The sequence below is a fragment of the Streptomyces sp. NPDC090083 genome, assembly GCF_044747445.1.
Taxonomy (GTDB): domain Bacteria; phylum Actinomycetota; class Actinomycetes; order Streptomycetales; family Streptomycetaceae; genus Streptomyces.
In genome coordinates this window covers 390,504-402,825 of sequence record NZ_JBIVED010000007.1, presented here as the reverse complement: position 1 = coordinate 402,825, position 12,322 = coordinate 390,504, and the positions used below count along the sequence as shown (strand labels likewise).

At 73.3% G+C, this 12,322-nt stretch carries 9 protein-coding genes and 1 riboswitch; of the genes, 8 read left to right on the top strand and 1 reads right to left on the bottom strand.

What is annotated here, in order from left to right; all coding sequences use genetic code 11:
• Window positions 1–34 precede the first annotated feature (34 nt).
• The 8 genes from ACIPTO_RS26130 to cobI all read left to right on the top strand — a co-directional run bounded on the left by ACIPTO_RS26130 (window position 35) and on the right by cobI (window position 11,502).
• Window positions 35–256, top strand: coding sequence for a hypothetical protein (locus ACIPTO_RS26130; protein ID WP_366319333.1), 222 nt, complete (start codon window positions 35–37; stop codon window positions 254–256).
• A gap of 145 nt (window positions 257–401) precedes the next feature.
• Window positions 402–544: riboswitch (cobalamin riboswitch) on the top strand.
• 99 nt (window positions 545–643) lie between these two features.
• Entirely contained in the window at window positions 644–1,585 is a 942-nt protein-coding gene (locus ACIPTO_RS26125; protein WP_401196038.1) for a cobalamin biosynthesis protein, read from the top strand.
• Window positions 1,582–3,093, top strand: coding sequence for a cobyric acid synthase (locus ACIPTO_RS26120; protein ID WP_401196036.1), 1,512 nt, complete (start codon window positions 1,582–1,584; stop codon window positions 3,091–3,093). The genes ACIPTO_RS26125 and ACIPTO_RS26120 overlap by 4 nt, the downstream gene beginning before the upstream one ends.
• Window positions 3,090–6,743, top strand: coding sequence for a cobaltochelatase subunit CobN (gene cobN / locus ACIPTO_RS26115; RefSeq protein WP_401196033.1), 3,654 nt, complete (start codon window positions 3,090–3,092; stop codon window positions 6,741–6,743). Before ACIPTO_RS26120 ends, cobN begins: the two co-directional genes overlap by 4 nt.
• Window positions 6,740–8,770 carry a putative cobaltochelatase gene (locus ACIPTO_RS26110; RefSeq protein WP_401196030.1) on the top strand — a complete coding sequence of 677 codons (2,031 nt, stop codon included), beginning with the start codon at window positions 6,740–6,742 and terminating at the stop codon, window positions 8,768–8,770. Before cobN ends, ACIPTO_RS26110 begins: the two co-directional genes overlap by 4 nt.
• Window positions 8,770–9,369 carry a cob(I)yrinic acid a,c-diamide adenosyltransferase gene (gene cobO, locus ACIPTO_RS26105; RefSeq protein WP_366319343.1) on the top strand — a complete coding sequence of 200 codons (600 nt, stop codon included), beginning with the start codon at window positions 8,770–8,772 and terminating at the stop codon, window positions 9,367–9,369. The genes ACIPTO_RS26110 and cobO overlap by 1 nt, the downstream gene beginning before the upstream one ends.
• Window positions 9,370–9,427: 58 nt before the next feature.
• Window positions 9,428–10,774: a cobyrinate a,c-diamide synthase gene (locus ACIPTO_RS26100; protein WP_401196159.1), complete on the top strand. Its 1,347-nt coding sequence runs from the start codon at window positions 9,428–9,430 to the stop codon at window positions 10,772–10,774.
• A complete protein-coding gene (gene cobI / locus ACIPTO_RS26095) occupies window positions 10,771–11,502 on the top strand; it encodes a precorrin-2 C(20)-methyltransferase (RefSeq protein ID WP_401196027.1) in 732 nt (243 codons plus the stop codon). The genes ACIPTO_RS26100 and cobI overlap by 4 nt, the downstream gene beginning before the upstream one ends.
• Window positions 11,503–11,513: 11 nt before the next feature.
• Here the strand turns inward: cobI and ACIPTO_RS26090 are convergent, their stop codons facing one another.
• Window positions 11,514–12,308: a ZIP family metal transporter gene (locus tag ACIPTO_RS26090; protein ID WP_401196024.1), complete on the bottom strand. Its 795-nt coding sequence runs from the start codon at window positions 12,306–12,308 to the stop codon at window positions 11,514–11,516.
• Window positions 12,309–12,322 lie beyond the last annotated feature (14 nt).

Here is a 12,322-nt window from a genome sequence, read left to right as displayed (position 1 = left end):
GCCCGCGTCCCCCGGTACGAAGGAACGAATCAGCATGGACATCGACTGGGCAGCCCTCGGCTCCGTCTTCGGCGTCAGCCTCGTGACCACCGTGGCCCTCGTGGCCGTCTTCACCCTCGGCATCACCGCCCTCTCCCGCCGCGAACGGGCCACCGCCCAGGGCGGCTCCGCGCCGCTCGCCCTGACCGGCGCCTACGCCTGCTTCGCGGCCTGCGCGGCGGCGGTGGCGTACGGGATCTATCTCATCGTGGCCTGACCGGCCGCCGGTCGACACGCGCGTGGGGTGCGGGACGGATCGCCGTCCCGCACCCCACGTCCGCGTGCCCCGCCAATCATGTGAACGCCCCCTCGCGTGTGGGCATCAGCACACTCCGTCCCCGCAGGTCAACAGCAAGTTGACGGCCGTTCCGGCAGCATGGTGGACTGCCAAGGCCATGTACGGCGGCAGAAGAGGAAGCCGGTGTGAATCCGGCGCGGTCCCGCCACTGTCACCGGGGTAGACACCCCCGGGAGCCAGGAACTCTCACCGCCGGTCTCGTCGAACCAGGGCGTGGACACCCTGAGTGAGGACATACCGCCATGCTCGGCTGTCGTTCGAGGTCCACCACCAGCGCAGTGCCCGATCCGGCGATCGGCTGAGCGGGTGCGTGCCGATCGCGTCTTCGCGTACGGCGCCGCCGCCGGCCTCCTCGGCGACCACCTGCTCGGCGATCCCCGCCGCGGGCATCCGGTCGCCGCGTTCGGCCGTGCCGCCGGCGCCGTGGAACACCTGCTGTGGCGCGACCACCGGGGCTGGGGCGCCCTGCACACCGCCGTGTGCGTGGGCGGCACCGTCGCCCTCGCCACCGCTGCCACCGCGGCCCTGCGCCCCTCTCGTACGGCTTCCGTCGCGCTCACCGCGGCCGCCACCTGGGCCGTCGTCGGCGGGACCTCGCTCGCGCGCGAGGCCGGGGTCGTCGGGCGCGCGCTGGAGGCCGGGGACATCGAGGCCGCCCGGGCGCGGCTCCCCCACCTCTGCGGACGGGACCCGCAGGCCCTCGACGCGGACGGGATCGCCCGGGCCGTCGTGGAGTCCGTGGCCGAGAACACCTCCGACGCGGTCGTCGGCGCCCTGGTCTGGGGCGGCATCGCGGGCGTCCCGGGCCTGCTCGGCTTCCGCGCCGTGAACACGCTGGACGCGATGGTCGGCCACAAGTCGGCGCGGTACCGCCGCTACGGGTGGGCCTCGGCCCGTCTCGACGACGTGGCCGGCTGGCCCGGCGCCCGTCTCACCGCCGCCCTCGCGACCGTCGCGGGCGGCGACCCGCGCGGCGCCGCCCGCGCCTGGCGCACCGACGCCCGCAAGCACCCGAGCCCCAACGCCGGTCCGGTGGAGGCCTCTTTCGCGGGCGCCCTCGGCGTACGGCTCGGCGGCACGCTCTCCTACGGCGGCCGGGTCGAGCACCGGCCCGTGCTCAACGGCGCCGGACGCCCCGTCGCCGTACCGGACATCGATCGGGCGGTACGGCTGTCCCGGCGCGTCGGGCTGCTCGCGCTCGGGGTCAGTGCCGCCGGGCGGCTGCTGCTGAAGGGACGTGCCTCATGAGCGGTGGCGGGCTGCTGGTCGCCGGGACCACCTCGGACGCGGGCAAGAGCGTCGTCACCGCCGGGATCTGCCGGTGGCTGGTGCGGCAGGGTGTGAAGGTCGCGCCGTTCAAGGCGCAGAACATGTCGCTCAACTCGTTCGTGACGCGCGAGGGCGCCGAGATCGGGCGGGCCCAGGCCATGCAGGCGCAGGCGTGCCGGATCGAGCCGACCGCGCTGATGAACCCGGTGCTCCTCAAGCCCGGCAGCGACCGCAGCAGTCAAGTGGTCCTGATGGGCAGGCCGGTGGGCGAGATGAGTGCGCGCGGCTATCACGGCGGACGTCAAGAGGCCCTGCTCGGCACGGTGTTGGACTGTCTCGCCGAGTTGCGGGGCACGTATGACGCGGTGATCTGTGAGGGAGCCGGTTCGCCCGCGGAGATCAATCTGCGGCGGACCGACATCGTGAACATGGGCATCGCACGCAACGCGCGGCTGCCCGTGCTCGTCGTCGGCGACATCGACCGCGGGGGTGTCTTCGCCTCCTTCTTCGGGACCGTCGCGCTGCTGAGCCCCGAGGACCAGGCGTTCGTCGCCGGGTTCCTCGTGAACAAGTTCCGGGGTGATGTGTCGCTGCTGGAGCCGGGGCTGGAGATGCTGCTCGGCCTCACCGGGCGGCGGACGTACGGCGTGCTGCCGTTCCGTCACGGGCTCGGGATCGACGAGGAGGACGGGCTGCGGATCTCGCTGCGCGGCACCGTGCGCGAGTCGAGCACCGCGCCGCCGGTCGGCGAGGACGTGCTGCGGGTCGCCGTCTGCGCGATCCCCCTGATGTCCAACTTCACCGACGTGGACGCGCTGGCCGCCGAACCGGGCGTCGTGGTGCGGTTCGTGGACCGGCCGGAGGAGCTGGCCGACGCGGACCTCGTCGTGATCCCCGGCACCCGGGGCACGGTGAAGGCGCTGGAGTGGCTGCGGGAGCGGGGCCTTGCGGACGCCCTCGTCCGCCGGGCCGCCGAGCAGCGGCCGATCCTGGGCGTCTGCGGCGGCTTCCAGATCCTCGGCGAGCACATCGACGACGAGGTCGAGAGCCGGCAGGGGGCGGTCGACGGACTCGGCGTGCTCCCCGTGCGTGTGCGGTTCGCGCGCGAGAAGACCCTCACCCGGCCCGTGGGCGAAGCCCTCGGCGAGCCGGTCGAGGGGTACGAGATCCATCACGGTGTGGCCCGACTGACCGGCGGCGAGGCCTTCTTGGACGGCTGCCGGGTCGGTCAGACCTGGGGCACCCACTGGCACGGTTCGCTGGAGTCGGACGGCTTCCGGCGGGCGTTCCTGCGCGAGGTGGCCACCGCCGCGGGCCGCCGGTTCGTGCCGGCGCCCGACACCTCGTTCGCCGCGCTGCGCGAGGAGCAGCTCGACCGGCTCGGCGACCTCATCGAACAGCACGCGGACACGGACGCGCTCTGGCGACTCATCGAGTCCGGCGCGCCGCAAGGACTGCCTTTCATTCCACCGGGAGCGCCCGCATGAGCACAGTGTTGTTGTTGTCGACCGCCGACACGGATCTGCTGGCGGCCCGCGCCTCCGGCGCCGGGTACCGGATCGGCAACCCGTCCCGGGTGGACGCGGCGGAGGACCTCCCCACCCTGGTCTCGGGTGCGGACATCGCCGTCGTACGACTGCTCGGCGGCAAGCGTGCCTGGGAGGACGGGCTCGCCGCGCTCAGGGCCTCGGGCATCCCGACCGTGCTGCTGGGCGGGGAGTCCGTGCCCGACGCGGAGTTGATGGCCGAGTCGTCGGTGCCGGCCGGTGTGGTCGCCGAGGCGCTGCGCTATCTCGTCGAAGGCGGTCCCGACAACCTCACCGAGCTGGCCCGGTTCCTCTCGGACACCGTGCTGCTCACCGGCGAGGGCTTCGAAGAGCCCAGGAAAACGGCCGAGTTCGGGGTCCACGGCGAGCGCGCTCTCGTCGCGGGCCGTCCGACGGTCGGCGTGCTCTTCTACCGGGCGCACCACCTCTCCGGCAACACCGCGTTCGTGGACACCCTCTGCGAGCAGATCGAGGCGAAGGGCGCCAACGCCCTTGCCGTGTACTGCGGTTCGCTGCGCGGCGCCGACTCCGGCCTGTACGAGATCCTCGGCACGGCGGACGCCCTGGTCGCCACCGTCCTCGCCTCCGGCGGCACCCACGCCTCGCAGGCCTCGGCCGGCGGCGACGAGGAGGCCTGGGACATCGGCGCGCTGGCCGACCTCGACGTCCCGGTCCTGCAGGGACTCTGCCTGACGTCGTCCAGGGCAGCCTGGGACGCGTCGGATGCCGCCCTGTCCCCCATGGACGCGGCGATGCAGGTCGCGATCCCGGAGTTCGACGGCCGCCTCATCACCGTCCCGTTCTCCTTCAAGGAGCAGGGCCCGGACGACGTCCCGGTCTACGTCGCCGACCCCGAGCGGGCCGCGCGGGTCGCCGGGATCGCCGTCCGGCACGCGCGGTTGAAGCACAAGCCGAACGCCGAGAAGAAGCTCGCGCTCGTGTTCACCGCGTACCCGACGAAGCACTCGCGCGTCGGCAACGCGGTCGGCCTGGACACGCCCGCCTCCGCGGTGCGGGTGCTGGACGCGCTGCGGGACGCCGGGTACCGGGTCGACGAACATCCGGACAACGGCGACGAGTTGATCCACCGGCTCATCAACGCCGGTGGCCACGACGTCGAATGGCTCACCGAGGAGCAGCTGGCCGCCGCGCCCGCCCGGGTGCCGCTCGCCGACTACCGGGCCTGGTTCGACACGCTCGAACCGGATCTCAAGCAGGGCATGGTGGACGCGTGGGGCGAGCCGCCCGGCAGCCTCTACGTCGACGGCGACGACATCGTGCTCGCGTCCCTGCAGTTCGGGAACGTGGTCGTGATGATCCAGCCGCCGCGCGGCTTCGGGGAGAACCCGATCGCGATCTACCACGACCCCGACATGCCGCCGTCGCACCACTACATGGCCGCGTACCGCTGGCTGGACAACAGCTTCGGCGCCGACGCGGTCGTCCACATGGGCAAGCACGGCACGATGGAATGGCTGCCCGGCAAGGGACTTGGGCTCAGCAGCGGCTGTGCGCCGGACGCGGTGCTCGGCGAACTCCCCCTGGTCTACCCGTTCATCGTCAACGACCCCGGCGAGGGCACACAGGCCAAGCGGCGCGGTCACGCGACGGTCGTCGACCACCTCGTGCCGCCGATGGCGCGTGCCGACACCTACGGCGACCTGGCGAAGCTGGAGCAACTCCTCGACGAGTACGCCCTGGTGTCCGATCTGGACCCGACGAAGGCACCGGCCGTGCGGGCGCAGATCTGGACGCTGGTGAAGGCGGCCGAGCTGCACCACGACCTGCATGTCGACGACCAGCCGGACGACGCGGCGTTCGACGAGTTCGTGATGCACATCGACGGCTATCTGTGCGAGATCAAGGACGTGCAGATCCGCGACGGGCTGCACATCCTGGGCGGCGGCCCGGTCGGCGAGGCGCGGGTGAACCTCGTGCTGGCCGTGCTGCGCGCCTCGCAGGTGTGGGGCGGGCAGGCCAACGCGCTGCCGGGGCTGCGGGCCGCGCTGGCGGAGCACTTCGGCCTGGTCGAGAAGGAGTTGCTGGCCGAGCCGGGCGCGCCCGTGAAGGTGCCGGTGGAGCTGACCGAGCTGGTCGACGGGCCCGCCCGGTCGGCCGCCGACGCGGTCGACCTGCTGGAGCAGCTGTGCCGCCGGTTCGCCGAGGGCATGGAGTCCCAGGAGTGGGAGGTCACGACCGTGCCGGCCCTGGTCCGCGAGGTGATCGGCACCGAACTCCCGGACGCCGTGGCGGTGTTGGAGTTCGCGTGCGTGGAGGTCGTGCCGCGGCTCGCCCGCACCACCGACGAGATCGACCACATCCTGCACGCCCTGGACGGCGGTTACGTCCCGGCCGGCCCCTCGGGCTCCCCGACCCGCGGTCTGGTCAACGTCCTGCCGACCGGACGGAACTTCTACTCCGTCGACCCCAAGGCCATCCCGTCCAGGCTGAGTTGGGAGGTCGGGCAGTCCCTGGCCGACTCCCTCGTGCAGCGCTATCTCCAGGACACGGGCGAGTTCCCGAAGTCGGTCGGCCTCACGGTGTGGGGCACGTCCGCGATGCGCACCCAGGGCGACGACATCGCCGAGATCCTCGCGCTGCTGGGCTGCCGTCCCGTCTGGGACGACGCCTCGCGCCGGGTCACCGGTTTCGAGATCGTGCCCGTCACGGAGCTGGGCCGCCCGCGCATCGACGTCACCGTGCGGATCTCCGGCTTCTTCCGGGACGCGTTCCCGCACGTCGTCGGGCTGATCGACGACGCGGTCCGCGCGGTGGCCGAGCTGGCGGAGCCGCCGGAGTCCAACTACGTCCGCAAGCACGCCGACGAGGACACCGCCGAGCACGGCGACCGGCGGCGCGCCACGGCCCGTATCTTCGGCTCCAAGCCGGGCGCGTACGGTGCGGGCCTGCTGCCGTTGATCGACGCGCGCAACTGGCGCAGCGACGCCGACCTCGCCGAGGTGTACGCGGTGTGGGGCGGTTACGCGTACGGGCGCGGCCTGGACGGGCGGGCGGCGCGCGGGGACATGGAGACGGCGTTCCGGCGGATCGCGGTGGCGGCGAAGAACGTCGACACCCGTGAGCACGACCTCGTCGACGCCGACGACTACTTCCAGTACCACGGCGGCATGGTCGCCATGGTCCGCCACCTGACCGGCGCCTCCCCCGAGGCGTACGTCGGCGACTCCGCCACCCCCGACCAGGTCAGGACCCGCACGCTGGGCGAGGAGACTCACCGCGTCTTCCGCGCCCGCGTGGTCAACCCCCGCTGGATGGCGGCGATGCGGCGCCACGGCTACAAGGGCGCCTTCGAGATGGCGGCGACCGTCGACTACCTCTTCGGCTACGACGCGACGGCCGGGGTCGTCGACGACTGGATGTACGAGAAGCTCAGCGCGGAGTACGTCTTCGACCCGGAGAACCAGGACTTCATGAAGAAGTCCAACCCGTGGGCGCTGCGCGGGATCACCGAGCGGCTGCTCGAAGCGGCCGAGCGCGGACTGTGGGCCGAGCCGGACGCGGACACGCTGGAACGACTGCGGGCCACCTACCTGGAGCTCGAAGGCGACCTGGAGGGCGACGACCAGTGACCACCCCCTTTCCGTTCACGGCCGTTGTCGGCCAGGACGACCTGCGGCTCGCGCTGCTGCTGAACGCCGTGTCGCCGGCGGTCGGCGGTGTGCTGGTGCGCGGCGAGAAGGGCACCGCCAAGTCGACGGCGGTACGCGCCCTTTCGGCACTGCTGCCCGAGGTCGCCGTCGTGCCCGGCTGCCGTTTCTCCTGCGACCCCGCCGCGCCCGACCCGGCCTGCCCGGACGGGCCGCACGAGACCGGGCCCGGGGCCGGACGCCCGGCGCGCATGGTCGAGTTGCCGGTCGGCGCCTCCGAGGACCGGCTCGTCGGCGCGCTCGACATCGAGCGGGCCCTCGCGGAGGGCGTCAAGGCCTTCGAGCCGGGCCTGCTGGCCGACGCGCACCGGGGCATCCTCTACGTCGACGAGGTCAACCTCCTCCACGACCACCTCGTCGACCTGCTGCTGGACGCGGCGGCGATGGGCGCGTCGTACGTGGAGCGCGAGGGTGTCTCCGTCCGGCACGCCGCGCGTTTCCTGCTCGTGGGCACCATGAACCCCGAAGAGGGCGAGCTGCGCCCGCAGTTGCTCGACCGGTTCGGCCTGACCGTGGAGGTGGCCGCCTCCCGGGAACCCGACCAGCGGGTCGAGGTGGTGCGCCGCAGGCTGGCCTACGACGACGATCCGGAGGGTTTCGCGGCCCGCTGGGCGGACGAGGAGTCCTCGGTGCGGGCGCGGATCGTGGCGGCGCGTGCCCTGTTGCCGTCCGTGCGGCTGGGCGACGGGGCGCTGCGGCAGATCGCGGCGACCTGTGCCGCCTTCGAGGTCGACGGCATGCGCGCGGACATCGTGATGGCCCGTACGGCGACCGCCCTGGCCGCGTGGGCCGGGCGCACGGACGTGCTGGCCGAGGACGTCCGGCAGGCCGCGCTGCTCGCGCTGCCGCACCGGCGGCGGCGGAATCCCTTCGACGCGCCGGGACTTGACGAGAACAAGCTCGACGAGACGCTGGAGGAGTTCGCGGAGCAGGAGCCCGAGGGTGACGATCCGGACCCGGACGGCGGTCCCGACGGTCCCGGTGGCGGCGGTCAGCAGCCGCCCGGGCCGGACTCCGACGGGCCCCGGGGCGATGACACGGGCGCGCGGCCCGAGGCCGGTGAGGGCGGGGAGCCGCAGCCTTCCGGTGCCGGTGAGCAGCAGCCCGTACGCGCCTCCGAGCCGTTCCGCACCAAGGTGCTGAGCGTGCCGGGGATCGGCGAGGGCGCGGCCGGCCGGCGGTCGCGGGCGCGGACCGAGCACGGGCGGACCACCGGGGCCAGGCGGCCCCGGGGGGCGCTCACCAAGCTGCATCTGGCGGCGACCGTGCAGGCCGCCGCGCCGCACCAGGTGGCGCGCGGCCGGGCCGGGCGCGGTCTGGTGGTGCGCCGGGACGATCTGCGGCAGGCCACGCGGGAGGGGCGCGAGGGCAACCTCGTGCTGTTCGTCGTGGACGCCTCCGGGTCGATGGCGGCGCGGCAGCGGATGAGCGCGGTGAAGGGGGCGGTGCTGTCGCTGCTGCTGGACGCGTATCAGCGTCGGGACAAGGTGGGGCTGGTGACCTTCCGCGGGTCCGCCGCGGAGGTCGCGCTGCCGCCGACCTCGTCGGTGGACGCCGCCGCCGTACGGCTGGAGTCGCTGCCGACGGGTGGGCGGACGCCGCTGGCGGCCGGGCTGCTCAAGGCGCATGACGTGCTGCGGGTGGAGCGGTTGCGGGATCCGGCGCGGCGGGCGCTGGTCGTCCTGGTGACGGACGGGCGGGCCACCGGTGGGCCCGAGCCGGTCGCGCTCGCGGGGCGGGCGGCGCGGCTGTTCGCGGCCGACGGGGTCGCCTCGGTGGTCGTGGACTGCGAGTCCGGGCCCGTACGGCTGGGGCTGGCCGGGCAGTTGGCCGCTGAGCTGGAGGGCACGGCGGTGACGCTGGACGAGCTGCGGGCCGACTCGATCGCCGGGCTGGTCCGGGATGTGCAGGGGAATCAAGGGCGTTCGGGTTCGAGGAGGGCCGCGTAGTGCCGCAGGGTCAGCCGAGTGTCGTACCGGACGACGGTCTGACGACGCGTCAGCGCCGGAACCGGCCACTTGTCGTCGTGCACACGGGAGTCGGGAAGGGCAAGTCCACCGCCGCCTTCGGGCTCGCGCTGCGGGCCTGGAACCAGGGGTGGCCCATCGGGGTGTTCCAGTTCGTCAAGTCGGCGAAGTGGAAGGTCGGCGAGGAGAACGCGCTGCGGGTGCTGGGGGCGTCCGGCGAGGGCGGGTCCGTCGACTGGCACAAGATGGGCGAGGGGTGGTCGTGGGTGCAGCGCGACTCCCAGATGGACAACGAGGAGAAGGCCCGCGAGGGCTGGGAGCAGGTCAAGCGGGATCTCGCCGCCGAGACCTACCGGCTCTACGTGCTGGACGAGTTCGCCTATCCCCTGCACTGGGGGTGGGTCGACGTCGACGAGGTCGTCTCCGTGCTGCGGGACCGGCCGGGCACCCAGCACGTCGTCATCACCGGGCGGAACGCGCCCGCGAAGCTCGTCGAGTGCGCCGATCTCGTCACCGACATGTCCAAGGTGAAGCACCCCATGGACGCCGGGCAGAAGGGTCAGCGGGGTATCGAGTGGTGAAGCCGTCGTGACGCCCCCGCCGATCCCTTCGACCTCGTCGCCGTCGTCGCCTTCGTCGATCTCCTCCGTGCCTCGGCTGGTCATCGCCGCGCCGTCCTCCGGCAGCGGCAAGACCACCGTCGCCACGGGGCTGATGGCCGCGTTCACCGAGCGGGGTGTCGCCGTGTCCCCGCACAAGGTCGGGCCGGACTACATCGACCCCGGGTACCACGCGCTCGCGACCGGGCGGGTGGGGCGGAACCTCGACGCGTACCTGTGCGGGCCCGAGTTGCTCGGTCCGCTGTTCGCGCACGGCGCGCGCGGCTGTGAACTCGCCGTGGTCGAGGGCGTGATGGGGATGTACGACGGGGCGGCGGGGGAAGGGGAGCTGGCGTCCACGGCCCAGGTGGCGAAGGTGCTGCGGGCGCCCGTCGTGCTGGTCGTCGACGCGTCCTCGCAGTCCCGGTCCGTCGCCGCGCTGGTGCACGGGTTCGCGTCCTGGGACCCGGAGGTGCGGGTCGGGGGCGTGATCCTCAACAAGGTGGCGTCGGACCGGCACGAAGCCTTGCTGCGGGAGGCGTTGGACTCGGCCGGGGTGCCGGTGCTGGGTGTGCTGCGGCGGGCGCCGCAGGTGGAGACGCCGTCCCGGCACCTGGGGCTGGTGCCGGTCGCGGAGCGCCGGACGGCGGCCGTCGAGGCGGTCGCGGCGATGGCGGCCCAGGTGCGCGAAGGCTGCGACCTGGAGGCCCTGTTCGCGCTGGCGCGGAGCGCGGGCGCGCTGACCGGTGGGGCGTGGGAGGCCCCGGTCACCGACACGACGGCACGCGAGGTGGTCGCCGTGGCCGGCGGCCCCGCCTTCACCTTCTCCTACGCCGAGCACACCGAACTCCTCGCCGCCGCCGGTGCCGAGGTCGTCGTGTTCGACCCGCTGCGCGACGAGCAACTCCCGGACGGAACACGCGGGTTGGTCATCGGGGGCGGGTTCCCCGAGGTGTACGCGGCGGAGTTGTCCGCCAACGAGCCGTTGCGGAAGGCCGTCGCAGCGCTCGCGGGGAGCGGTGCGCCCGTAGCCGCCGAGTGCGCCGGACTCCTGTACCTGTGCCGGGAGTTGGACGGGCTGCCGATGTGCGGGGTGCTGGACGCGGCCGGGGAGATGAGCGGGCGGCTGACGCTGGGGTACCGGGACGCCGTCGCGTTGAGCGACAGTGTGCTGGCCGTGGCGGGGACGCGGATGCGGGGGCACGAGTTTCATCGCACGGTCGTCGAGCCCGGCTCGGGGACCGCGCCCGCCTGGGGGGTCCGCACCCCCGAGCGGCGGGTCGAAGGTTTCGTACAACAGGGTGTGCACGCGAGTTATCTGCACACGCACTGGGCGGCCGAGCCCGGTGTGGCCCGTCGGTTCGTGGAGAGGTGCCGGACGTCATGAGCAGCAGGCTGATCGGAGTCGGGGTGGGTCCCGGCGATCCGGAGCTGGTGACCGTCAAGGGCGTCAACGCTCTGCGGGAGGCCGATGTGATCGTGGTCCCCGTCATGGACACCGGGGAGCGCGGGCGGGCCGAGGCCACCGTGCTGCACTACGTGCCCGCGGAGAAGGTGCTGCGGGTGGTGTTCGCGCTCAACGAGCGGACCGACCGGGCTCGGCGTGAGGCCGCCTGGGATGCCGCGGGGGCCAGGGTCGCGGAGTTGCTCGGAAGGCACGGCGTGGTCGCGTTCGCCACCATCGGGGACCCGAACGTCTACTCCACCTTCACCTATCTCGCCCTGACCATCGGTGAGCTGGTGCCGGGAGTCGTCGTCGAGACGGTGCCCGGGATCACCGCCATGCAGGATCTCGCCGCGCGCTCCGGGGCCGTGCTCACCGAGGGGACCGAGCCGTTGACGCTCGTGCCGGTGACCGCCGGGTCGGAAGTGCTGAAGGACGCGCTGGCCGGGCCGGGGACGGTCGTGGCGTACAAGTTCGGGCGGCAGGCGGCGGAGGTCGCCGAGGCGCTGCGCGAGACCGGGCGGATCGGGGACGCGGTGTGGGGGTCGGCGCTCGGGCTGCCCGAGGAGTCGATCCGGCCCGCCGCCGAACTGGACGGGGAGCCGCTGCCCTATCTGTCGACGCTCATCGCGCCCGCGCGGCGCGAGGGCGGGCGGGGCGGGAAACTGTGACCGGTCGGGGATCAGGCCGCCGCGAGGCCGACCACCAGCCAGATGAACGCCGCTCCCGCGACCGTGCACAGCAGGGTCGCGGGTGCGGGGTGTTCGTGGTGGGCCTCGGGGAGGATCTCCGCGGCGGCGAGGTAGAGGAGCACACCGCCGAAGAAGCCGAGATAGCCGCCGAGCAGCGCCTCGGGGATGGTGAGGAAGGCCGTCGAGGCGGCGCCCGCCACCGGGGCCGCCGCGTCCGCGAACAGCATCGCGATGGCCTTGCGGCGGGCGTTGCCGTACAGACTCGTGATCGTGTACGTGTTGAAGCCGTCCGCGAAGTCATGGGCGACGACCGCGAGCGCGACCGCCGTGCCCATGCCGCCGCCCACCTGGAAGGCGGCGCCGATCGCGACCCCGTCCATGAAGCTGTGGCCGACCATCGCGGAGGCCGCCGTGAGGCCCACCTCGGGCGCGCGGCCGTCGCGAAGGCTGGGGGGCGCGTCGGTGCCGAGCGGTCGAGCGCCCGGAGGCGGAGCGACGTGGACGGTCTCCTCGGCGCCGTGCGAGGCCTGGCGGGCGGCGAGCAGGCGTTCGACCAGATGGGCCACGAGGAAGCCGGCCACGAAGAGCAGCAGGGCGGCCGGTACGCCGAAGACCTCGCGGCCCACCGCGTGCAGTGCCTCGGGGAGCAGGTCGAGGCCGACCACGCCCAGCATCAGGCCGCCGGCCAGGCCCAGGACGAGATGGCGGCGGTCGGTCACGCGCTGTGCCGTCCAGCCGCCGGCCAGCGTCATCAGGAACGCGCCGAGCGCGACGAAGACCGCCATAGTCCCCTTGCTAT